Consider the following 23,474-nt stretch of genomic DNA (forward strand, 5'->3'; position numbering starts at 1 on the left):
CGTGGGGCCCGATGACGCCGAAGCGCTCTCCGCTGATGACGCGCGCATTCTGCGCATGGAATCCGCGGCGATCACCGGCCACACGCTGAAACTGATCGTTCTGGAGCCCGGTGCGGGAGCGCTCGACATCGACGAGTTGCGCGCCTCGGTGGCCGCGCGCCTGCCGAGTCAGCCGCGCGCCACTCACCGCGTGGACACCTCGGGACCCGATCCGCGATGGGTCCCTGCCCCCGACTTCGAGATCGCCGATCATGTCCGGCTTCGCACGGACAGCAACTGTGTCGGTCGGGAGGACCTGTGGCGCATCGTCAGCACGCTGATGGCAGAGCACCTCGATCGCAGCAGGCCGTTGTGGACCTTCGACGTCATCGGGCCACTGGCTGACGGTCGAGAAGCGATCGCAGCACGCATCCACCACGCGATGGCCGACGGCATCGCCGGCGTGCGGTTTCTGGAATCGGTGTTGTTCGATCCTCACCGCGACAGAGATGCGATGGGAAGGACTCCCGGACAACATGATTCACCCAGCGTGACGCCATTGAAAGAAGCCTGGCGAATGCCCTCGGCGCTGGTGCGCGAGCTGGGCCATCCCACAGGCGGTTCGCCGTTCGACCTATCCATCACCGTTGCGCGGGAGTTGGCCTTCTCGGTCGCTCCACTGGCCGAATCCAAGGCCATCGGCGCATCGCGGCCCAACCCGGCAACCGTCAACGACGTCCTGCTGGCGGTCATCGCCGGTGGTCTGCGGCGCTGGTTGGGCGAATCCCGGGCGCGGGACCTGCGTGCCCAGATCCCGGTGAGTCTGCACCATCGCGGCGAAACCGGTCTGGGCAACCGCGACTCGTTCCTGAACATCGATCTGCCGCTGGCGGAAGCGGATTCGTTGGCCAGGCTGGACCGGATCAGCGCGCAGACGCGTGAGCGCAAGCGCCTCGATGACGCCGACGAGATGTACGACCTGTTCCATGTCCTGGGCTGCGTCCCGCATCTGGAATCCGCGGTCCGCCGACTGGCCGGCAGCGCAGACGAATTCTGCCTGTCGATTTCCAACGTTCCCGGACCCCGCGACCCGGTTCACGTTGCGGGGCGCCGCGTTGCGCACCTCTTCTCGTCCTCGGAACCGGCCGCTCATCACGCGCTGCGGATTTCGGCGATCTCGTGTGCAGGCGACATGGGGATCGGGCTGTGTACCGATCCGAACGCGTTGCCCGACATCGCCGGGTTGGCGAGCCGCATCGACGCTGCCTACGAGCAATTGCGTGAAGCGGCTGGGATCTGACGGCAGGCGGCCAGCAGGGCGCTGAAGCGGTCGTCGTCGGCTTCATTGGCCGGTATCGGCAGGTTGATACCGTCGCACAGGCCCGAATACCACTGGGCGAGCACGTCGGGAATCTCCTCGTAGGTGCCCTGCGGTACCAGCCGCTCCACCACCTCATCGGTGAGAATGCTTGGCAGAGTCTCCCATTCGTTACGTTGTGCCATCGCGGAGAGGGCGGCGCCGACGTCGGCCAGGCCGAAGTCCTCCAGCTGCCTGCGGTAGGCCGGCGTGCTGTAGAGGAAGGCCAGCTCCGAACGTCGTTGGACGCGCAGCGCGTCGACGGCATCGCGGGTGCCGGCAGTCATGACGTGTGGGTTCGCGACGACGGCAAGGTCGGCCAGGTTTCGACCGGCCCGCGCCGCGCCCTCGGCAAGCGCGGGAAGGGTGCGCGATCGCAGCACCGCGGGGTGTGAGTTCGTCGGATGGCACACGAAGCCGTCCGCCAATTCCCCTGCCATTGCGCACATTTTGGTGTTCACCGCGCCGGTCCAGATCTCGGGCGCGGGGTGTTCGAGCGGCCCCGGGTTGAAGTAGGGCTGCAGACGTTCGAATCGGTAGTGCGGCCCCACGTAATCCAGCTTGGCGCCGGTCTGGAACGAGGTGAAGATCGCTCGGAGCGAGCGGATGTAGTCGGCGAGGCGGGCAACCGGCTCGGACCACTGCGCCGAGAACCGGCCGACGATGTTGCCGCGCACCTGCGAGGCGATGCCGAGCTGAAACCGGCCGCCGGAGAACTTCGACAGATCCCAGGCCGCGTAGGCGGTGATCATCGGGCTGCGCGGAAAGGCGAGCGCCATGCTGGTCCGTACCGTCACGCGCTCGGTGTGCTGCAGCGCCAGAGCGGCGACGGTGAAGGGGTCGTGGATGGTTTCCGAGATGTGCACGACGTCGAACCCGAGCCGTTCCGCACGGGCCGCCCACGGGCCGATCTCCCCGGGGCCCATCGCCGCGGGGGCGGAGGTGACCAAGTGCACCGCGTCAGCGTACTGACCGGTGTCCCCCGATCGGTGGACCCCGGTTTCACCCGGGCTTTGCGCTGGTCAGCCGACAGACATCTGGATTGTCGTGCGCGATTCTTGTCTTACCCGGCAAACCGGGTGAAGCACGAACAGAACGAGCACGACATCATGACCATCACGACCACCAACACCTCGACCACGATCTGGTTCAAGCGCGTCGCCGCAGGCGCGATCCTGGCCACCGGCTCCGCGCTGGTCGCCCTGGGCGCGGCACCTGCGAGCTTCGCGGACGCAGGCGGCCCCAACATGAGCCACCCGACGCCGCACCCGGCGTTCCCGCACCAGACCAATCAGCCCCAGCCGGGGACCTCGATCCATCACCACCACCAGTGGAATCGCCATCGCGGCTGACGAGCCGGGCGCACCACGAAATAGTTCGGGTGCGAGAAGTTCTCAGCACTTCTCGCACCCGAACTTTTCGTATCTGGGCCTCAGGCAGGCAGGCCGTCGGCCACCCTGGTCGCGTCCTCGGCACTGGCCTGGTCCAGCACCATGTCGGCGATCCTCGCCCGGTGCTGTTCGGCATTGCCGAGCAGCGCAGCAACAGTGGCTGCGCGCTTGAAGTACAAGTGCGCCTGGTGCTCCCAGGTGAAGCCGATCCCGCCGTGCACCTGGATGGTGTCGGCGGCGACACGGCTGAGCGCGGCCGACGCCGCGGCCTGAGCGATGCTGCTCGCCAGCGCCGGATCATCGGAGCCGTCGCTCAACGCCCACACCGCGTGGTAGGCGGCCGAGCGGGCATGCTCGACGTCGACGAGCATGTCGGCCAGCTTGTGCTTGATCGCCTGGAATGAGCCGATCTGGCGGCCGAACTGCAGACGGGACTTGGCGTATTCGACCGACAGATCCAGCAGGTGCTGTGCGGCGCCGACCTGCTCGACTGCCAGCAGAGCCGAACCGACCTGCAGTGCGTGAGTGATCACCCGCTCGGCATCCTCTGGGCCGGCCAACAGCCGGGCGGGCGAGTCGGAGAAGGTGATGTTGGCCTGCGGCCGAGTCAGATCCAGGGTCGACAACGGGGTGCGCTGAACGTCTTGTGCGTCCACTGCGTACAGCCCGACGCCGTCGGAACCCGTTGCCGCGACCAGGATTACGTCGGCGGCGGCACCGTCGACGACCCGCTTGACGGTGCCGGAGACGGTGTCACCGGCGGCTGTCACGGGCACCGTGGCGGGATCGAACGCACCTGCCTTGTCGGCGACGGCGAAGGCCGCGGTGGCGGTGCCCTCCACCAAATGGGCCAGCAGCTCGTCGCGTGCCGGACCGCTCGAACTGGCGACCAGCGCGGGGACGGCGAGGTAGACGGTGCCGAACAGCGGCCCGCAGGCCAGCGTCGCGCCGAATTCCTCGACGGCGACAGCCTGATCGACCAGCGAACCGCCGACACCGCCGTCGTCCTCGGGAACCGAGAGCCCGAGCACGCCGAGCTCGGCGCCCAGCCGGTTCCACACCTTGGCGTCGAAGGGCACCTCGGACTCCATCAACCGGCGCACGGTCGATTCGTCGAAGTTGTCGGCGCAGAACTTGCGCACCGCTGCGCGCAGCTGCTGCTGTTCCTCGGTGAACGAAAATTCAGCCACGGGGGATCTCCTTCCAGGGCATGCCGGCGTCGGCACGCAGATCACCGGGCAGGCCCAGGACCCGCTCGCCGAGGATGTTGCGCATCACCTCGGTGGTGCCGCCCTCGATGGTGTTGGCGCGGCTGCGCAGGAAGCGCTGCTGGATCGGCCCGCGCCAGTCGCCCGCGTCACCGGCGTCATCGGCCAATGCGTAGCGGTCGTAGAGGATGCCTTCGGGGCCAAGGAGATCCATGCACCATTCGTAGATGTGCTGATTGAGCAAGGCGCCCACCAGCTTGCCGATCGAAGCCTCCGGGCCCGGGCCGCCCGCGGTGGCCGAGGCGCGGGAGCGCTCGGAGGTCAGTCGCTGGGCTTCGGACCGTAACCACAACTGCGACAACCGGTCTCGTAGCACCGGGGTCTGCAGGTCGGGACGTGATGCCCACAGTGCGGTGGCCTCTTTGATGGTGCCGCTGCCGCGGCGGCTGCCGCTGGCGCCCAGGGCGCTGCGCTCGTTCATCAGGGTGGTCATCGCGACGTTCCAGCCGTTGCCGACCGCGCCGAGGCGGTGGCTGTCGGGGATGCGGGCGTCGGTCATATAGACCTCGTTGAACTCCGCCTGCCCGGTCATCTGGCGCAGCGGACGGGTCTCCACGCCGGGGGCGTGCATGTCGAGCACGAAATAGGTCAGGCCCTTGTGCTTGGCGATGTCGGGATTGGTCCGGGCCAGCAGCAGACCCCACCGCGCGCGGTGCGCCAGACTGGTCCACACCTTCTGGCCGTTGATCACCCACTCGTCGCCGTCGGGCACCGCGGTCGTGGCCAGGCCGGCCAGGTCGGAGCCGGCACCCGGCTCTGAGAACAGCTGGCACCAGATGTCTTCGGTGGTGGCCAGCGGCCGCAGCAGCGCTTTCTTGAGGTCGTCGGACTGGGCGTGTTCGCGCACGGTCGGCGCGGCCATGCCGTAGCCCATCGGGTTGAGGCCCAGCGGCACCGGGCCGCCGGCGCCCTGCAGGACCCGGTCGGCGACTGCCTGCAGGCCGCGCGACAGGCCGAGCCCGCCGAGACCTTCAGGGAAGTGCACCCAGGACAGGCCGGCGTCGTAACAGGCGCCGAGGAATTCCGGAATCGGGACTTTCTTCGGGTCGTGGTCTGCTACGACCCGCCGGGCCAGGTCTTCGACCCGCTCGGCATCAGCGACGGTGCTCATTCCGACACGATAAGGAACCCAGTGCAGGCCGTTGTTGGCAGGTGTCAAGTTTGGGGTCCGGACGTGGGATCGCGGACTCGCCAGGCAACTAGAACGTGTTACAGTTCGGCCGCGGTAGGAGGCTGGAAATGGTGGACCGAAGCAAAGCAAAATCGCTGTGGTTGGTCACTGCGGCCTACGTCGTCGCGGTCGCGGCCGGCGCGGGCTGGCTGTTGTATGGCCCGTCGGCGACCGGGCGGTTGTGGCTAGATGCGTTCATCGCCGACGTCATCGCCACCCTGGTGGTGTTCGTCTTCAGCCGGGCGTATCGCAACTCCAGTTTCTACGACGCGTTCTGGAGCGTGATCCCGCCGCTGCTGCTGATCTACTGGTGGGCCGCCGGGCCGCTCGGCCTGGATTCGGTGCGGTGCTGGCTGGTCGCGATCGTCGTCATGTACTGGGCGATCCGCTTGACCGGCAACTGGGTGTACAGCTTCCCCGGCCTGCACCACGAGGACTGGCGGTACCCGCAGCTGCGCGCCGGCGCGGGCCGGTGGGAATTCCTGGCCGACCTCTTCGGTATCCACCTGATCCCGACCGTTCAGGTTTTCCTGGGCGTGCTGCCCGTCTACGTCGCGGTCACCCGGCCCGGTGAGGGCGTCATCTGGCTGACCTGGGTCGCATTCGCGGTGGGCATCGGTGCGGTGACTCTCGAGCTGGTGGCCGATACCCAGATGCACCGCTTCGTCCGCGACAAGAAGCCCGGCGCGGTGATGGACCGCGGGTTGTGGGCCTGGTCGCGGCACCCGAACTATCTCGGCGAGATCGGCTTCTGGTTCGCGATGGCGTTGTTCGGCGTCGCCGCCGCGCCCGCCGACGCCTGGTGGCTGTTCGTGGGGGTGGTGGCCATGGTCGCGATGTTCCTCGGCGCCAGCATCCCGATGATGGAGAAGCGCAGTCTGGCTCGCCGCCCGCAGTACCAGGGCGTCATCGACCGAGTGCCCATGCTCATTCCCCGCCCGCCCCGAAAGGCCAGCGTAGGAGGAGATGTATGAGCCGCAAGCCCCGCGTCGTGATCGCCGGCTTGGGTGACAGTGGGCTGCTCACCGCGATCAAGCTGGCCCGTCACGCCGACGTCGTCGGCATCTCGGTCAAGCCGGCCCTGGTCAGCGGTCAGGAGCTCGGGCTGCGGCTGGCCCGGCCGAAGGACTGGGCCCGCGACAACTGGATCCCGTTCGACAAGTACCGCGGCCTGGACGGGGTGCGCACCGTGCAGGCCACGCTGACCGGTCTGGATCTGGAGAACCGCACCGTGCTGGGGAGCGCGCCGGACGGCTCACCGGTCACCGAAACCTATGACGTGCTCGTGATCTCGACCGGAGTGCGCAACGGCTTCTGGCGCCAACCGACGCTGCAGACCCCCGAGCAGATCGCCGCGGATCTGACCGCCACACACGAGCGGCTGGCCGCCGCCGAGTCGGTGATGATCATCGGGGGCGGCGCCGCGGCGGTCAGTGCGGCCGCCAACGTCGCCACCGCATGGCCGGGCAAGAAGGTGGACCTGTACTTCCCGGGTGAACGCGCACTCACCGAGCATCACCACCGGGCCTGGGAACGGTTGCACGCCAAGTTGATCGGTTTGGGTGTTGGCGTGCATCCGGGACACCGCGCGGTGCTTCCCGACGGGTTCGACGGTGACGAGATCACCGACGGAGCGGTGCAGTGGAGCACCGGGCAGCCGGAGTCGAAGGCCGACGCGGTCCTGTGGGCGATCGGACGGGTCAAGCCCAACACCGGCTGGCTGCCGCCGGAGCTGCTCGACGAGCAGGGCTTCGTCAAGGTCACCCCGGAGTTGCAGCTGTGCGGTCACCACCACATGTTCGCGATCGGGGACGTGGCCGCCACCGATCCGCTGCGCGCCTCGGCTCGCGCGCGGGCCGACTCGCTGCTGGCGCACAACATCCGCGCGACCCTGACCGACCGGCCGTTGAAGAAGTACCGCGCACCGCGGCGCCGGTGGGGTTCGATCGTGGGGATCCAGGCCGACGGGCTCGAAGTGTTCGCCCCCAACGGCACCGCCTACCGCTTCCCGGCCTGGTCGATCGACCGGGTGCTGATGCCGTGGATCGTGCGCCGCGGCATTTACAAAGGGGTCCGACGGAATCAGCCGCTGAGCTGAACGGCCTGGTAAACGGTCCACGGCCGAACTGACAGCGCACGGATCGACGGTAGGCTCATCAAAGTGGCGATCTTCGGTCGGAACACGGCGCGCCAGCGCCTGAAGAGGGCGACGCGGCACGCGCTCTCCGCGCCGACCTTTGACACGCCGCCGGACGCCACGCCGTGGGTGATCGGGGGGTTGTGGCCCGCGGAGCTGGCGACGGTCACGCCGAGAACCGCCGCTGTCGCCTCGCACCTGAAGAACGACCTGCAGCGCATCGCGGACTCGGCCAACGAGCGGTTGCGCGCGCTGCGGCACTCCGATGTCCCCGACTTCGCGCGGCGGGCCGAGGAAGTCCGGATCATCGAGACGGCCAGAGCCTATGCGGTGCAGCGCGTCGAGTCGACGATTCGTCAATTGCGTTCTGCGGAAGATGATTTCGATACCGACCCGGCGATGCAGAAGATCACCCCGGAGCAGGTGCGCGAGGCGGACGCGATCGCTACGCCCGTGGTCGAACCCGTCGAAATCAATTCTGAACCCGAACCCGAACCCGAACCGCCGCCCACACCTGAACCCGTCGATCGCCGACTGGAGTCCGTGCTCGAGTTCGTCGCCCGCCAGGAGCCGGGATTGCGGTGGGCGGTCGGGGAGCGCGCGGATGGGACCACTGTGCTGGTCACCGATCTCGCGCACGGCTGGATCCCGCCCGGCATCGCAGTGCCCGCCGGTGTCGGTCTGTTGCCGCCGGCCAGGCGCGGCGGGTGGGTCGGTGAACTGCTCGGTGACGTCGTCCGATCCGCGGTGTATCACCCCGGTGACCCATTCGGTGCCGGGCGCACTGATGCGGCGACTTCGCTGGAGGCCCGCGAACTGCCCCGCGTCGACGACCTCGGCTGGAAGTTGGTGGAGGCCACCCACTGGCGGGACGGACTACCCCGGATGGTGCACACGCTGGCGAAGGCCGGCGCGGCCCGCACCGGGGTGCTCGACGCCGAGGTCGACGTGCTGCGCGTGCATTCCGACACCGCTCGCTATCAGCTGATGGCCCAGTATCCCGATGTCGACGCCGCACTGTTGAGCAACGCCCTGTTGTTGGCTGCAACCGAAGCGATCGCGCTGGGCGACGAGGTGTCGGCCAACTATCACGTGGCCTGGTTCGAGGCGCTCACTGCGCCGCAGCCAACCAACTGGGGCACCGCGCCATAACCGAACCTATGGTGCGAGGTTGCTGGAGCGTTTTGCACCGGTGGCGGCCGCCGATGCTGAAGAAGTGAATTGACGCAGGTAGCGACGGTCGACATACTTGTGACGTGGCGGGATCGGGCAGCGGTCGCGAGCTTAGCGACAGGGATCTCGTCGACGCGGTCTTGAAGGAGCTGAGCGAGGCTGCCGAGCGCTGGGAGGCGCTCGTCGCGCAGGCCGAGACCATCACCTACAGCGTCGATCTGGGGGATATACACGCGGTGGCAAACTCCGACGGCAAACTGGTCGAACTGACTTTGCATCCGGCGGTCGTGACCGATTACACCCACGGTGAGCTCAGTGACCGACTGAACCTGGCGTTCGCCGCGCTGCGCGAAGAAGCCGAATCCGATAACCAGGCACGGTACGGAGGTGGATTGCGGTGACTCCTGCAGACCTGGCGGAGGGACACCACCCGTGCCGCTGAATCTGTCCAACCGGGACCAGAACTCCGGGCATCTGTTCTACAACCGCAGGCTGCGGGCAGCGATCACCCGCTTCTCGGTGCGGATGAAGCACGATGACCGCAAGCAGCAGGCGGCCGTGGCACTGTCGATCGTCTTCGTGCTGATCGGCTGCGGCTGGATGGCCCTGCTGCATTTCATGAAGCCCGCCGGTCTGGTGGGCCAGTCGAACATCATCGGCAACCGAGACACCGGTGCGCTCTACGCCAAGATCGACAACCGGTTGTATCCGGCGCTGAACCTCACGTCGGCGCGCCTCGCGACCGGCAGTTCGTCATCACCGACCTGGGTCAACGCCAAAGAGATCGCCAAATACCCGACCGGGCCGATGATCGGAATCCCCGGCATCCCCGACGATTTGACCGTCTCGGCGAACCCGGTGTCGGCATGGTCGTTGTGTGACACCGCCGCGGCACGGGGCAGCGGCCAGACTCCGGTGGTCACCGCCATCGCCGGTGAGATCTACGGTGGTGGCCGGGCACAGCCCATGCGCTCGACGCAGGCTGTCCTGGCCACCCATGGCAGCGCGACATATCTGATCTGGAACGGGCAGCGCACCCAGATCGACCCGGCCGACCGCTCGGTGACCTTCAACCTCGGAGTCGACCCCGGCGTGACGCGTCCGATCGATATCTCGAACGCGCTGTTCGATGCCATGCCGGCGACGGAACCCCTTGTCGTCCCTGTCATTCCGGAAGCCGGCACACCGTCTCGCCTGCTGGCCGGTTCGCTCGTGGGTAGCGTCCTGGAGACCAAGGACTCGAACGGCAACGTCAGCGGCTTTTACGCCCTGCTTCCCGACGGCGTCCAGAAGATCACCGGCTTCGTCGCCGACCTGCTGCGCACCGCCAACAGTCAGGGCTCGACCACCCCGCAACTGATCTCGCCCGACAAGCTCGTCGACATCCCGCAAGTGACGGTGCTCAACGTCGACTTCTATCCGACCGGCAAGCTCGATTTCATCGACACCGATGCCAATCCGGTCACGTGCGTGGGCTGGCAGAAGCAAACCACCGACCGGCAGGCCGCGGTGACGTTCTTCAGCGGGCGTGGGTTGCCGAGCCCGGAGGGTATGGATTCGCACATCGTGCGACTGGTCCGCGACAGTCGTGACCCCGATTCCGTCGAGGCCAACCAGACCCTGATGCTGCCGGGCGCGGCGAACTTCGTCGCATCCACCAGCGCGGCGACCTCCTCGGACACCCGAGAGAGCCTGTATTGGGTTTCCCCACAAGGGGTTCGGTATGGGATCGAATGGGATCAGAGCACGCTCCAAGCCCTGGGAGTTGACCCGCGCCTCGCGGTACAGGCGCCGTGGCCCATCTTGCGGACGTTCGCCGCAGGCCCGGCCATCAACCGCGCGACGGCGCTGTTGGCGCGCGACACCATCGACCCCGGCGGTGCAGTGGCCCCGGTGGCTGCACCAGGCCAACAGAACGCGGGAGGATAGCGGTGTCGAAGAGGGGATTCGTTCGAGGTCCGCGCAAGTCGACGCCGGCCGTCCCGCCGGTTCGGGTGGCCGTCGCGCCGCCGCTGGCACTGCCCGAGCGGGAGCCGCGCAACATCCTGCTGATGATCGCGCTGCCGGCGCTGCTGGTCGGCATCATCGGCACGCTGGTCGTGATGTACACGTCCGGCGTGCGCTCACTGCAGTCCGGCTTCTTCCCGATGGTGGGTCTGGTCGGGTTCGGCGCGCTGATGTTCAGCGGCCGGCTCGGTCGCGGCCGCCGAATCAGTTGGGGCGAGCAGGAAAAGCAGCGGCGGATGTATCTGCGCCAACTCGACGACGATCGCGACGAAGTGCAGCGCGCCGCTCAGGACCAGCGCCGCAGCCAGCTGTTCGTGCATGGTGACCCGCAGGAGCTCGACACGGTGATCGGCGGGCCTCGGATGTGGGAGCGCCGCCCGTCCGATCCCGATTACCTCGACGTGCGACTGGGCATCGGGGTGCAGTCGACCGCCGACTCGGCGGTGTCCCTGCAGTGGCCCGAGGTGCCCGTCGGCGAGGAGCTGGAGCCGGTGACGGGCCGGGCGCTGCGTGACTTCATCCTCGAGCAGAGCAAGATCCGCGGTATCGGCAAGGTGCTGAGCCTGCGGTCACGCCCCGGATTCAGCTTCGTCGGTGATGATCCCGAGGAACTGCACTCCTTCATGCGAGCGGTGTTGTGCGAGTTGGCGGTTTATCACAGCCCCAACGACGTCAAACTGATGGTCGTCACGCGGCATCCTGAACTGTGGTCCTGGATGGTGTGGTTGCCGCACAACCAGCACGACGAGATGTTCGACGCCTGCGGGCTGCGGCGACTGGTCTTCACCTCGCCCACCGAACTGGAGGATGCGCTCGACGCCGAGCTGCATCGCAAAGGTCGCGGGCCGTGGACGCCGCCCAGCGGCTCCAGCCCGACGACCATGCTCTCCCCGATGGAGGCGGCGTCCGGCAACGCGCTGGGCCCGCACTGGGTGATCGTCGACGACAACATCGGCACCCCCGAGCAATGGGAGGGCATCACCGGTCAGAAGGGCATGGCCGGAATCACGGTGCTGCGCTTGGCGTCCCGACCCGGAGTCGGAGTGGGATTCTCGGGCGACGAGGAACGCTTCAGCCTGCGCGAGGGCCGGCTGCGGCATCGCAACGCCTTCTACGCCGTCGCCGACATGCTCGCCGAGAGCACCGCGGACCGCTACGCCCGTGCGCTGGCGCGCTGGTCGCCGATGACCGCGGGTGAACTGTCAGAGACCGACAGCCAGGGCGGGGAGCTGTTGCGCGCGTTGGGGATCACCGATCCACGCCGCCTCGACGTCGATCGGCTGTGGGCTGAGAGCCGAGGTCGGGGGGACCCGAAGTGGGCGGTGGTCCCGGTCGGCGTCAAGCCCGGTGGCGAACTGCAGTACGTCGTGTTGCGAGCCAAGGACTTCGGTGGCTTCGGCTTCCACTCCGTCGTGATCGGAACCTCGGGTTCGGGCAAGTCCGAGTACTTCCTGTCGCTGTGCAACGGGATCGCGCTGACCCACTCGCCGGAGACGTTCATCGTGATCTTCGTCGACATGAAGTTCGAGTCGGCCGCCCAGGACCTCGCGGGATTGCCGCACGTGGCGGGTTCGCTGTCCAACCTGGGCAAGGATGACCGTCACCTCGCCGAGCGGATGCGCAAAGCCATCGACGGTGAAATCGCCCGCCGCTACCGGCTGTTCAAGGACGCCGGCGCCCGCGATGCCAACGAATACGAGGAGATGCGGCTGGCGGGCCGCGACCTCGAGCCCGTCCCGATCCTGCTCGTCATCATCGACGAGTATCTCGAACTGTTCCACCATCACCCCGAGTGGATCGATCTGGTGATCCACATCGGTCAGGAAGGCCGCGGCTGTAACGTCTTCTTCACCCTCGGCGGTCAGCGGCTGGACTTGTCATCGCTGAGTAAGGCAAAGAGCAACATCGCTTTTCGGGTTGCGCTGCGCGCGGAGACCGCAGAGGACTCGCGCGACGTGATCGGCAGCGACGCCGCCCTGCACCTGCCGTCCAAAGAGGCCGGCTACGGTCTGCTCAAGGTCGGACCGCGCGAACTCGAACAGTTCCGCTGCTTCTATGTTTCGGCGCCGTTCGTGGTGCCCAAGAAGGTGGTCACCACAGACGCCACCGTTGACGTCAGTTTCACCCAGCCTCGACCACTGACCTGGGAGTACCAACCGCTGTCGGCCGAGGACAACGCCGCGCTCGCCGAGGCCGATGCTCCCGAGGAGCCCGACGAATTCCTCTATCACGCAGACGGTTTCAAGAAGAAGAAGCTGCTCGACGTCATCCGGGAATCGTTGATCTCGCACCCGGCCCGAGCACCGCACCAGATCTGGCTGCCACCCCTGGAAGTCGGCGAGACCGCCGACGCTCTGGTGGAGCGCTGGCGCGGCAAGCCGTGGTGGGTGGACTACGGGCAGAACCCGGGCCTACTCATCCCGGTCGGAATCGAGGACTTCCCGGAAGACCACGCCCAGCGGGTGCACGTCATCGACGCCGAGATGGACAACATCATGGTGGTCGCCACGGCCCAGCGCGGAAAGTCCACCACGCTGATGACGCTGGTCACCTCCGCAGCTCTGATGTACCGGCCCGAGCGGGTGACGTTCTTCTGTCTCGGCGCGTCGCTGTATCCGGTCGAAGATCTCCCGCATGTGGCGGGCGTCGTCAGCCTCACCGACACCGAAGGTGTGTCCCGCACGCTGGCCACCATCGAGGGCCTGATCCGGGCGCGGGAAGCGTCGTTCAAGCGATATCAGATGGACATCGGTGAGTTCCGTGAGCGCCGGTTCGGCGCGGCAGGCGGCGGCGGTACCGATCCCGACGACAAGTTCGGCGACATCTTCCTGGTCATCGACAACTTCGGCGATCTGTACGACAAGGACAACGGCATGGGTGACCGCGCGATCTCGATTGCGCGCCAAGGCCTGTCGTACGGCATCCACGTCGCCACCAGCGCCAGCGGCTGGCTGGTCGGCCAGAAGCAGGCCCTGCTGAGCGTGTCCAACGCACGAATTCAGTTGCGGCTGAGCAACCCTGACGAGACGCAGATGGGCACCGGCATGGAGCATCGCCGGGCGGCGCGAAACACCCTGGACCGTCCCGGGTTCGGTGTCACGAGGCTCGGTCAGGAACTGTTGATCGGGCTACCTGAGATCGTCGGGCCCGACGGCGAGCGGATCCCGACCCGCCAGGTGGGCCAGGTGATCGCGGCCCAGACCGGCGCGAGCAAGGTCGAGACGCTGGCCCGCCTGCCCGAACGTATCGGGTTGCGCGAGATCATCACCGCCTACCCCGCCACTGCCGATAGCCTCGACATCCCCTTCGCGATGGGGGAGAGCGCACTGCAAGCGGTGGCCCTGCCGAGCCGGCAGATGCCGAACTTGTTGGTGGTCGGAAGGCAGGGTTGCGGCAAGACCAGCAGCCTGGCCGCCTTCGGGCAGTCGATCGCCGCACGGCTGTCGCCGGACGACGCGCAGATCACCATCATCGATCCGAAGACCAGCCTGATCGGCAAGATCCAGGGACCGCACGTGCGGGCCTATGCCTACACCCCGGACGACATCGACCAGGTGCTGGCCGAACTGGCCGAGATGATGCGGGATCGGCTGCCACCGTCAGGGCTGAGCCAGGAGGAGCTGCTGACCCGCACGACCTGGACGGGACCGCACCACTATGTGCTGATCGACGACGAGCAGGAACTGCGGCCCAGCGGGGCCATCGGCAAGGCCGCCGCGACCGCACCACTGTGGCCGTTGATCGAGCGAAGTCGGGAGATCGGGTTGCATGTGATCGCCGCCCGGCTGCCCGGCAACTGGGCCGGCGTCTCGGCGATGAGCCCGTTCCTGCAGAAATTGACCGGTTCCCGGGCGCCCACGCTGTTCATGGACAACGACCCGCAGACCGTGAAGGTGTACGGCCGCACCAGCGCTCAGCAACTGCCACCGGGTCGCGGATTGATGGTGACTACCGATGGGGTTATGGAAGGCGTATTAGTGGGAACACCAGAGTGACGGCAATCTGCAAGTTAGCTGCAAACGCAACCACATAAGTAGCCTTAGGTCGCCAGCACACTCTAGTATCAGGCAAGATTGCAGGTACGCCTGTGATTACTGGGAGGAGAGCAACATGGTTTTGAATGTCAACGCAGCGACGGTGTCCACCTCGGCAACGACCGAGACCAGCCTGAGTGCGGAAATGGGCGCGGCTACGTCGGCTGCTTCCGAGGCGCTGATGGGTGTGCTCCCGATGGGCGCGGACCTGGACTCTGCACAGTTCGCTGCGGCACTCAACGCCGCAGGCGCCTCATACGTCGCAACTGCCTCAGAGCACCTGGCGAATCGCGGCATGTTCGCGGGCTCGCAGGAACTGGCGGCGGCGACCTACACCGCCACTGACATCCTCAACAACGCGGCGCTGGTCATCTAGTCCGATGCCCGATCCGTCATGGCCGACCTTCACGCCTGAAATGAATTACCTCCGCCTCGTGGGGCCGGGGGCAGGTGGGACGGCGACGACGTTGGCCAACGGCGCGGCCTGGCAGGCGTTGATGGGCAGCAATGAGCTGGCCTTCTCGATGTCGCAGCTGAACACCGCGGTCACCTCGCTGAATTTCGAGGGCGTCGGCGGCCTGAGCTCGATGACCGCCGTCACCGGACTCAATACCGCTCTGCAGTTGCTCGCCGGCTGGGTGCAGGAGAAGCCGCCGATCGCCGCCAGTGCCGTCTCGGCCTACGAGACCGCGGTGTCGTCGATGATTCCGGCGGAGGTCTCGATCGCGAACCGCACCGAACAGGCCGCTGACGTAGGTATCAACCCCGCCGTACTGGGCGCCTTGACGCCGGCGATCGTCGCGTTGGACACCGAATACTACGGCGAGCACTGGCCGCACAATGCCGGTGCGGGCGCCGCCTACGGCGCTGCTCTGGCTGCGCTCGTCGCGGCGCTGGCCATTCCGCCGCCATTGGCCCCGCTGGGCGCCTCACCGGCCGCCGGCGCCTCCGCGGCGGCCGCTGTCGCGCAGGCGGCCGGGACCACCGGCATGCAGGCCGCCACCCAGGGCACCGGTCAGGTCACCCAGATGGCCGGCCAGACCGCCGCCGCACCCGCGTCGGCCGGCGGCGAGATGAGCTCGATGATGATGCAGCCCATGCAGGCCGCGATGGGTGCCATGCAGCCGCTGATGGGCATGTTCCAGGCGCCGATGCAGGCGTTCCAGGGCCTGTCCAGCCTCCCGCAGTCGATGATGGGCCAGCTCGGCGGCCTGATGAACGGGATGAAGGGCGCTGACGCCGCATTTCCGGCCGCCGACCTGGTCAAGGCAGGTGCTCCGGTCGGCGGAGCCGGTGGTATCGGGGGCGGCGGAGCCGGTGGAGGTATCGGCGGAGGCGGTGGCGGCGGGGTGCCGGGCGCGGGGTTGACCAGCTATACCCGGCCCACGAGCAGCTTTGCTCCGGAGAACTCCGGCAGGCCCACGTCGCTGAAGACGGGTCTGCTCAGTGCCGCCGAAGTGCGCGGCCCCACCTCGTCGCCGATGGGCGGCGGCGGAATGCCGATGTCGCCGGCCCACGCCGGCATGCTCGGCCAAGGCAAGGGAGAGAACAGCAAAGACGATGTTGCGCGTGCGCAGGTCGTAGTGGGGCATGATCCGCAACGCGATCCGCGACTCAGCTAATAGCTCGTACTTAGGGGGTGCGTCCGTCAACGTTTGCCAGAGGGTGAAGTGACAGCTGGTCCGCCCCCACCCGATACTCGACAACACATCCACTTACCGGGATCACACTCAGCAAAAGGGAGAAACACATGACACTCGTCGTCACACCGGAGGTGCTGCGGAGCACCCAGCAGGCCATCGAGTCCGCGCTCGAGCACGCGACCGCGATCGCCAATGGCTACCTCAGCCACCACGAGGGCCTCGGCTCGGCGGTCTGGGGCGGCCAGGCGCAGCTGGCGTCGGTGAACACCGCGGCCCAGATCAACCACGACCTGCAGCAGACGATCACCGGTGGCACTCGGTTGGCCCACGGCCTGAGCCAGGCGGCTTCGATGATGGAGCAGCACGAGGCCGACGCCGCGCACAGCCTCACCAGCTTCGCCGCGAACGCCTGACCCTCAGACCACCCACCGAAAAGGACTTGATCATGGACAACATCACGTACAACCACGGCGGTGTCGCCGATTTCGCCTCCGACGTCGGCCAGCGATCAGCTCAGCTGATGGAGATCCACGACGATATTCTGCAGCGCACCAACGCGATTGCCGATTTCTTCCAGGGCGCCGCGGCCGGCTCGTTCCACGAGGCGCAGATGCAGATGCTGCAGGGTCTGCAGGGGCTCGTCGAAACGATGAACCAGCACGGCACCACGATCAGCAACGTGAACGACAGCGCACATCAGACCGACCTCCAGATGGGCAACCTCTTCTAAAGCCGACGTTCTCAGCCGGTGGGGGCGCACGGTCGGTGCGCCCCTGCTGTCTGTCTCGGGGAGAACCATGTTGACGACGACAGTGGACGGCCTGTGGGTCCTACAGGTGTTGTCCGGTATCGAAGTAGTGGCACCAGAGCTTGGCTTGCGGCCACATCTGCCCAGTGTCGAGACGGCCCAGATGGCTCTGGCCCATCCCATCGCCGAGGAGCTTCGCGCCGCGGGTGTCATCAACGATGCTGGCGGCGTCGACGAGGCGGTCCTGGAATGGCTGACCGTGTTGTCCCGTCGCGACGTCGCCCTGGTGATCTACGCGCAGACGCCGGCGCAGGACATCGAATCGGAGCGGGTCCTGCTGGCCCGCTTCGCGCAGTGGTGGGTTGCCTTGGAGCGCAACGGGATCCTGGTGCGGCTGTCCGGCGTCGGTACCGCGAGCTCCGAAGAGTCGGCCGGCATGCTGATCAACTCGCAGATCGAGCGTCTGTGTGGAGAGATGAAGCCGGCGTCCCTGCGACCGGTGACCATCGATGTCCCCGAATTGCTTGCGGCCGTTCATGATCAGGCGAGTCTGCGGTCCTTCCTACTTGACCGCAGGTTCGACAGCGATCAGGTCACCATGCTGACCATGGCCGCCGACACCGACCGGTCGGCGCAGGCCTCGGTGGTGGCTATCCAGTCCGGTATGCCCAGCGGGCCCGCGCGTTCGCACATCGAGCAGGGGGCGGTGACCATCCTGGACACCCCGCAGGGCAGGCTGGTGTCCGAACACGTCACGCGCGCCGGAAAATCGTGGATGATCATTTCGCCTGGGTCAGCCGCCAACATCGCGTCCGCGGTGTTGAAGATGGTTCGCCGACTGCCCGCCGAAGACGAGTGGTACTCGCACAGAAAGGTTGTCTAGGTGACGAACCCCTGGAATGAACCACCGCGGTCCGCCGACCCCCGCGATCCCGTCGGCCGCGAAAGCTTCGGTGCACACCACCGCGGTCACCAGGATTCCGTGTCCGGCACGTTGCGCATCTCGGACATGGTGGCGCCACGCAAGATCCCGCCGGGCTCGGGGTGGCGCAAGTTCATCTACAACGCCTCGTTCAAGACCATCAACCTCGGTGAGTCCCCCGCCGAGCGGCACTATCGCGAACTGCGCGAACGGATTCGCAGGCACATCCGCAAGCAGTACGTGATCGGATTCGTCTCCGGTAAGGGCGGCGTCGGCAAGACGACGATGACCGCGAGCATCGGTGCGGTCTTCCGGGAATGCCGGCCGGAGAACGTGGTGGCCATCGACGCCGCGCCCGGCTTCGGCACGTTGGCGGGACGTATCGACGAAGCGCCGCCGGGCGACTACTCCGCCGTTCTCAACGACACCGATGTCCAAGGCTATGCCGACATCCGAGAGCACTTGGGGCAGAACCAGATCGGGCTCGACGTGCTGGCGGGCAACCGGGCATCCGATCAGCCCCGGCCACTGGTGCCTGCGATGTTCACCGGAGTGCTGTCGCGGCTGCGCCGCACTCACAACGTGATTCTGGTCGACACCGCCGACGATCTGGAGCACCCCGTCATGAAGGCGGTCTTCGACGCGTGCGACACCCTGGTGTTCGTCTCGGGGCTCACCGCCGACACCTCGCTGCCGGTGACCAGGTCCATCGATCTGCTTCGTTCACTGGGCTATCACGAGTTGGTGTCCCGCAGCATGGTGATCCTCAATGACAGCCGCAACAACTACGACTCCGACGCGCGCAAGTATCTGACCGAGCGGTTCAGCCAGTCCGGTGCGTCGGTCGAATTCATGCCGTACGACCCGCATCTGGCCAAGGGTGGCATCATCGACGCCCAGCACGAGTTGCAAAAGAAGACCCGGCTGCGGCTGTTCGAGATCACTGCCGCATTGGCCGACAAGTACATCCCGGACGCCGATAGGCCGCGTTGATGGCGAAGGTCTCGTTTCCGGCTCGCTGCGCGGTCGCGGTGATCTGCGGCGAACACCTTGTCTCACAGGTCTATCCGGCATCGGTGCCGGTTGAGGTATTCATCGACAACGTCGTCGAGCTGCTCAACGAAGAGCTCAAGCGGCGCGGTGTTCCCGGCCTCGACCCCGGCATCGCGTATGAGCTGAACCGCGCAAACGGGACTCGGCTCGACGTGACGAAGACGTTGGACGAACTCGGCGTCGAAGACGGGGCCACTCTGGTTCTGGTGCCCGCGCAGGAGGGTGAGTCCTTCGAGCCGCAGTACGAATCGCTGTCCACCGGCCTGGCCCGAGTAGGCAAGCGGCTGTTCGCCCCGGTGACCGCCGAGACCGCAGCGCACACCGCGCTGGCGGTGCTGGCGATGGTGGTGCTCTCCGTCCTCGGGCTGGGCGTACACACCCGGCTGCACACGGACTCGGTCATCCCGGCCATCGTCACCGGCTTGACCGGACTGCTTCTCGCGGTCGGTGCGGGTTCGGTCTGGCGGTGGTGGCCGCAGCGGGCCGATCTGCTCAGCGGCTTCGGCTGGCTGGCCGTTCCGCTGTTGGCGGTCGGCTTTGCCGCCGCAGCGCCCGGCGGTGTCGGGGCTGCACACGTGTTCATCGCGGCCCTGGCCGCCGCGATGCTCACCGTCGGTGTGGTCTCGATGACCGGGCGGCATGTCACCGTCGCGTCGACGGTGGTGACGCTGTGCGGAATCGGCGCCCTGGTGGGCGTTGCCCGGATGTGGAACCCGATCCCGGCGCAGTGGCTGGGCATGTGCGCGCTGATCGGCTTGCTCATGCTGTTGACGCTGGCGCCGACCTTCGCCTTGTGGACGGCGCGAATTCGGCCGCCGCACTTCGGTTCCATCACCGGACGTGATCTGTTCCGCCGAAGCGACGGGCTACCCGTCGACACCGTCACCCCGGTCGATGACGAGACCGAGGATGAGCCGAACCCGGACACCACGCCGACGGGCGCGATCATCACCGAAGCCGCCCGCCGAGCCAACAGCGTGCTGACCGGCATCTGCATCGCGGCCGCGATCACGCTGCCCGCGGCGGTGTGGGCGACCTTGATGCCGGGCCAGGGCAAGAGCATTGCCGCTGCCGTGCTGGCCGGGCTGTTCGTGCTCATCTTCATCAGCCGCGGCCGGGCGTACGCCGACAAGCGACAGGCCGTGGCGCTGGTGTGCGGCGCAGCCGCCGCGCTGTGCGTCGGCGTCATCCGTTACGTGCTGTCCGCGCCTGCCGACTCGGGGATGGCACTGTTGTGGGGTGCGCTGGCCCTGGCCGCCTTCGCGGGCGCCGGATTGGCTGCAGCCCTGCTGGTTCCGGTCACCCGGTTCACACCGTTGGTGCGCATGGTGGCCGAATGGCTGGAACTTGCCGCGATCGTGGCGGCTTTCCCGCTGGCTGCCTGGATCGGCGGGTTGTTCACCTGGGTCAGGATGCGATGATCGGGCAGCGGTTTGCCGCGACGGCGATGGTCATCCTGCTCACCGGGTTGATCGCCAACATCCCTGCAGCGCAGGCGATTCCGCCGCCGAGTGTGGATCCGTCGATGGTTCCGCCGGACGGTCCACCGCGCCCGGATCAGCCGATGCGGCAGAGCAACATCTGTGCCCGCACCATCACCGTGGCCGACCCCAACGTGGCACTGCCCGCGCCGAACCTGGCGATGCTCAACGTCGTCAAGGCGTGGCAGTACTCGACCGGTAACGGCGTGCCGGTGGCGGTGATCGACACCGGCGTCAACCCCAGCCCGCGGCTACCCGTGGTGCCCGGCGGGGACTACATCATGGGCGGCGACGGCCTGATGGACTGCGATGCGCACGGCACCATCGTCGCCTCGCTGATCGCGGCCACCGTGCAGGGCGGCCCGCCACCGGCTCCGATGCCGCCCACTCCCGCTTTCCCGCCGCCGGCAGGCCCGCCCGCGGTCATCGCCGCGCCACCGCCTCCGGGGTCGCCGCCCGCGCCGCCGGCGCCCCCGCCGCCGCCCGTGCCGGTGACGGTCACCGAGACGAAGCCCGCGCCGCCCCCGCCACCGCCACCGCCCCCGCCCGATCAGCCGTCAGCGGGCCCGGGTGACTTGGACCCGAACGGCCCCGAGGATCCCGAGGTTCCGCCGCCCCCGCCGGGAGCGCCCGACGGTGTGGCCGGTGTGGCCCCGAACGCGGTGGTGATCTCGATCCGTCAGTCGTCACGGGCATACGAACCGGTGAACCCGGGACCCGGCGACAACGAGGCCCGCAAGAAGGCCGGCACCGTGGCGACGCTCGCCAGCGCGATCGTGCACGCCGCCAATATGGGCGCCAAGGTGATCAACATCAGTGTGACGTCATGTGTTTCGGCAGCCGACCCGCTGGATCAGCGCGCACTCGGCGCGGCCGTCTGGTACGCCGCGACCATCAAGGACGCGGTGATCGTCGCCGCCGCCGGAAACGAGGGCGAGGACGGCTGCGCCCAGAACCCGTCGTTCGACCCGCTGGACACGTCGGATCCGCGGGACTGGCATCAGGTCAAGACCGTGTCGTCGCCGTCGTGGTTCTCCGATTACGTCCTGTCGGTGGGGGCCGTCGACAACACCGGCGCGCCCATCAACAAGAGCTTGGCCGGACCGTGGGTCGCCGCGGCCGCGCCCGGTGTCGGTGTCATGGGTCTCTCACCGCAGACCGGTGGCCCGGTCAATGCCTATCCGCCGGTGCGCCCGGGGGAACGGAACATGCCGTTCTGGGGCACCAGCTTCTCGGCGGCGTACGTCTCCGGTGTCGCGGCACTGGTCCGGGCCAAGTATCCGAACCTGACCGCCAACCAGATCATCCACCGCATCCTGCAGACCGCGCACAACCCGCCCCGAGGGGTGGACAACCAGGTCGGCTACGGCGTGGTGGACCCCGTTGCCGCACTGACGTTCAACGTGCCGCCCGGTGACCGGCTGGCTCCCGGCTCGATGACCCGGGTGCTGGCGCCACCACCGCCGCCGGCCGCCCCCGACCATCGCGCGCGCAACGTGGCGCTGATCTTCGCCGGTGCCGTTGTCGGGGCCGTGTTGTTGGCGAGCATCATCGGCCGCGCCAGGCGGGCGCGATGAGACGTCACAGCATCCAGCTCGCGGTGATCCTCGCCGTGCTGGCGCTGGGGCTGATCGGGTGGATCGTCTACGGGCTCATCGGTGCCGGTGTGGGACTGGTCCTCGGTCTGATCCTGTTCGCGATTCCCTGGCGGCGCCAACCGCTGTGGTCGTGGGCGGGTCTGTATCTGCGCCGCAACCGTCCGATCCTGCTGAGCGAGCCGGTCACGGTGGCCAACGACCGCTCCGGTGGCGGTGTGCGCTACCAGGACGGGGTGGCCATCGTCGCCGTCCAACTGCTCGGGCGGGCGCACACGGCGACGATCTTCACCGGCTCCACCGCGGCGCAGACCCGCAACAACCTCGACGTGAGCGAGTTGCTGCCGGCCATGCACCAGAGTCTGGGGCTGACCATCGAGTCGCTGTCGGTGGTGACGGCGGGCTCGCGGCGCCGCAGCACCGGCGACTATCCGCGGGTCTACGACACTCTCATCGGCACGCCGCCGTACGCCGGGGCGCGGGAGACCTGGCTGGTGATCCGGCTGCGGGCCCTGGAGAACGCCGATGCGTTACGGCGCCGCGCCACGGTGGGAACCGCAGCGCTGGCCGCGGCCCAACGGATCGCGGCGAGCCTGCGCTGTAACGGAATTCGCGCAAAGGTCGCCACCGCGACGGACATGGTCGAGTTGGAGCGCCGACTGGGCCGCACCGCGCTGGAGTCACACAACCAGCGCTGGAAGACCGCACGCAGCGATGCCGGCTGGCTTACTACCTACGCCTACCAGCCGCGCGACATCAATGCCGAGATGCTCTCGCAGGCCTGGGCGCTGCGTGCTGACGGCATCATCCAGAACATCACCCTGTTCCCGGACGGAACGGCGAGTGCGACCATCACCATCCGCAGCGCCCAACCGCCGACGGCTCCGCCGAGCGTGATGCTCAAAACCCTGCCTGGTGAGCAGGCGAGCGCCGTCGCCGCGAATCTGTGCGGACCCAGGCCGGAATTGCACGGCCTCAGCCGCGGACGTGCCCCTGCCACTTTGGTTCTGCCGATCGGGCCGTCCGGCGTGCTGTTGGGCAAGGTCAACGCCGGCGACCGGCTGCTGCTGCCGCTGGGCGATCCCGGGGAGTTCAGCCGTATCCACATCGCGGCCGAGGACCCGATCGCCAAACGCATCATCATCCGGACCGCGGGTGCGGGGGACCGGATCACCGTGCACACCAGCGATCTGCAGCGCTGGGAGAGTGTGCGGATGCCGCACATCGCGGTCTCCGATCAGCCGCGGCCGGCGTCGGGGACCACCGTCAGCGTGGTGGACGGAACCGTCGCCCCCGCCCCCCGGCCGAACACGGTGATCTCGGTGGGCCGGCCAGGGGAGACGCGTCGAGGCACGGCCGACGTGGTGATCACCCAGATCGGTCCGGCAACCGTCGAGGTCAACGCCGCCGGCCAGGTGTATATGGTGGAGGTGGAGCTGTTCCGCGCCGAAAATCGTTATGTGTCAAGTGAACCGACCAGCCTGCGGTCGGATGAACTGGAGCTGGCAGACTAGT

At 67.6% G+C, this 23,474-nt stretch carries 20 protein-coding genes; 17 read left to right on the forward strand and 3 right to left on the reverse strand.

Annotation, left to right across the window (positions count from 1 at the left end):
- Position 1: 1 nt before the first annotated feature.
- Positions 2 to 1,279: a wax ester/triacylglycerol synthase domain-containing protein gene (locus CRM90_RS05490; protein WP_102805980.1), complete on the forward strand. Its 1,278-nt coding sequence runs from the start codon at positions 2 to 4 to the stop codon at positions 1,277 to 1,279.
- On the opposite strand, the gene CRM90_RS05495 is transcribed toward CRM90_RS05490, so the two are convergent.
- On the reverse strand, positions 1,246 to 2,292 hold the full coding sequence (locus CRM90_RS05495) for a TIGR03617 family F420-dependent LLM class oxidoreductase (protein ID WP_502693229.1): 1,047 nt from the start codon (positions 2,290 to 2,292) through the stop codon (positions 1,246 to 1,248). The genes CRM90_RS05490 and CRM90_RS05495 overlap by 34 nt on opposite strands.
- Positions 2,293 to 2,445: 153 nt before the next feature.
- Between CRM90_RS05495 and CRM90_RS05500 the strand changes: the two genes are divergently transcribed.
- On the forward strand, positions 2,446 to 2,688 hold the full coding sequence (locus CRM90_RS05500) for a hypothetical protein (protein WP_102806131.1): 243 nt from the start codon (positions 2,446 to 2,448) through the stop codon (positions 2,686 to 2,688).
- Between the two features lie 80 nt (positions 2,689 to 2,768).
- On the opposite strand, the gene CRM90_RS05505 is transcribed toward CRM90_RS05500, so the two are convergent.
- Together CRM90_RS05505 and CRM90_RS05510 are read right to left on the reverse strand one after the other, a co-directional pair.
- Positions 2,769 to 3,917: an acyl-CoA dehydrogenase family protein gene (locus tag CRM90_RS05505; protein ID WP_102805981.1), complete on the reverse strand. Its 1,149-nt coding sequence runs from the start codon at positions 3,915 to 3,917 to the stop codon at positions 2,769 to 2,771.
- Positions 3,910 to 5,106 carry an acyl-CoA dehydrogenase family protein gene (locus CRM90_RS05510; RefSeq protein WP_102805982.1) on the reverse strand — a complete coding sequence of 399 codons (1,197 nt, stop codon included), beginning with the start codon at positions 5,104 to 5,106 and terminating at the stop codon, positions 3,910 to 3,912. Before CRM90_RS05510 ends, CRM90_RS05505 begins: the two co-directional genes overlap by 8 nt.
- 128 nt (positions 5,107 to 5,234) lie before the next feature.
- On the opposite strand from CRM90_RS05510, the gene CRM90_RS05515 reads away from it, so the two are divergent.
- The 15 genes from CRM90_RS05515 to eccE all read left to right on the forward strand — a co-directional run bounded on the left by CRM90_RS05515 (position 5,235) and on the right by eccE (position 23,473).
- On the forward strand, positions 5,235 to 6,140 hold the full coding sequence (locus CRM90_RS05515; RefSeq protein ID WP_102805983.1) for a DUF1295 domain-containing protein: 906 nt from the start codon (positions 5,235 to 5,237) through the stop codon (positions 6,138 to 6,140).
- Positions 6,137 to 7,264: an FAD-dependent oxidoreductase gene (locus tag CRM90_RS05520; RefSeq protein ID WP_102805984.1), complete on the forward strand. Its 1,128-nt coding sequence runs from the start codon at positions 6,137 to 6,139 to the stop codon at positions 7,262 to 7,264. Before CRM90_RS05515 ends, CRM90_RS05520 begins: the two co-directional genes overlap by 4 nt.
- A gap of 63 nt (positions 7,265 to 7,327) precedes the next feature.
- Entirely contained in the window at positions 7,328 to 8,455 is a 1,128-nt protein-coding gene (locus tag CRM90_RS05525; RefSeq protein ID WP_102805985.1) for a DUF5631 domain-containing protein, read from the forward strand.
- Between the two features lie 104 nt (positions 8,456 to 8,559).
- Positions 8,560 to 8,877: a DUF2710 family protein gene (locus CRM90_RS05530; RefSeq protein WP_083122970.1), complete on the forward strand. Its 318-nt coding sequence runs from the start codon at positions 8,560 to 8,562 to the stop codon at positions 8,875 to 8,877.
- Positions 8,878 to 8,908: 31 nt separating this feature from the next.
- Complete coding sequence (gene eccB / locus CRM90_RS05535) at positions 8,909 to 10,405, forward strand: type VII secretion protein EccB (protein WP_102805986.1); 1,497 nt, start codon at positions 8,909 to 8,911, stop codon at positions 10,403 to 10,405.
- Positions 10,406 to 10,407: 2 nt separating this feature from the next.
- Positions 10,408 to 14,478, forward strand: coding sequence for a type VII secretion protein EccCa (eccCa, locus tag CRM90_RS05540; protein ID WP_102805987.1), 4,071 nt, complete (start codon positions 10,408 to 10,410; stop codon positions 14,476 to 14,478).
- Between the two features lie 115 nt (positions 14,479 to 14,593).
- The gene (locus CRM90_RS05545) at positions 14,594 to 14,893 is read left to right on the forward strand and encodes a PE domain-containing protein (protein ID WP_102805988.1); all 300 of its coding nucleotides are present in this window, start codon (positions 14,594 to 14,596) and stop codon (positions 14,891 to 14,893) included.
- Between the two features lie 4 nt (positions 14,894 to 14,897).
- Positions 14,898 to 16,139: a PPE domain-containing protein gene (locus CRM90_RS05550; protein ID WP_102805989.1), complete on the forward strand. Its 1,242-nt coding sequence runs from the start codon at positions 14,898 to 14,900 to the stop codon at positions 16,137 to 16,139.
- Between the two features lie 128 nt (positions 16,140 to 16,267).
- Positions 16,268 to 16,573: a WXG100 family type VII secretion target gene (locus CRM90_RS05555; protein WP_102805990.1), complete on the forward strand. Its 306-nt coding sequence runs from the start codon at positions 16,268 to 16,270 to the stop codon at positions 16,571 to 16,573.
- 32 nt (positions 16,574 to 16,605) lie between these two features.
- Positions 16,606 to 16,890 carry a WXG100 family type VII secretion target gene (locus CRM90_RS05560; RefSeq protein ID WP_276048142.1) on the forward strand — a complete coding sequence of 95 codons (285 nt, stop codon included), beginning with the start codon at positions 16,606 to 16,608 and terminating at the stop codon, positions 16,888 to 16,890.
- Between the two features lie 67 nt (positions 16,891 to 16,957).
- Positions 16,958 to 17,791 carry an ESX secretion-associated protein EspG gene (locus CRM90_RS05565; RefSeq protein ID WP_102805991.1) on the forward strand — a complete coding sequence of 278 codons (834 nt, stop codon included), beginning with the start codon at positions 16,958 to 16,960 and terminating at the stop codon, positions 17,789 to 17,791.
- Positions 17,792 to 18,823: a MinD/ParA family ATP-binding protein gene (locus CRM90_RS05570; protein ID WP_353616972.1), complete on the forward strand. Its 1,032-nt coding sequence runs from the start codon at positions 17,792 to 17,794 to the stop codon at positions 18,821 to 18,823. It begins immediately after the preceding gene.
- On the forward strand, positions 18,823 to 20,304 hold the full coding sequence (gene eccD / locus CRM90_RS05575) for a type VII secretion integral membrane protein EccD (protein WP_102805992.1): 1,482 nt from the start codon (positions 18,823 to 18,825) through the stop codon (positions 20,302 to 20,304). The genes CRM90_RS05570 and eccD overlap by 1 nt, the downstream gene beginning before the upstream one ends.
- Positions 20,301 to 21,941: a type VII secretion-associated serine protease mycosin gene (gene mycP / locus CRM90_RS05580; protein ID WP_142391332.1), complete on the forward strand. Its 1,641-nt coding sequence runs from the start codon at positions 20,301 to 20,303 to the stop codon at positions 21,939 to 21,941. The genes eccD and mycP overlap by 4 nt, the downstream gene beginning before the upstream one ends.
- Positions 21,938 to 23,473 (forward strand): type VII secretion protein EccE, encoded by a 1,536-nt coding sequence (eccE, locus tag CRM90_RS05585; RefSeq protein ID WP_102805993.1) that lies wholly within the window; start codon positions 21,938 to 21,940, stop codon positions 23,471 to 23,473. Before mycP ends, eccE begins: the two co-directional genes overlap by 4 nt.
- The last annotated feature ends 1 nt before the right edge of the window (position 23,474 follow it).

The sequence above is a fragment of the Mycobacterium sp. ENV421 genome (genome assembly GCF_002887815.1).
Taxonomy (GTDB): Bacteria; Actinomycetota; Actinomycetes; order Mycobacteriales; family Mycobacteriaceae; genus Mycobacterium.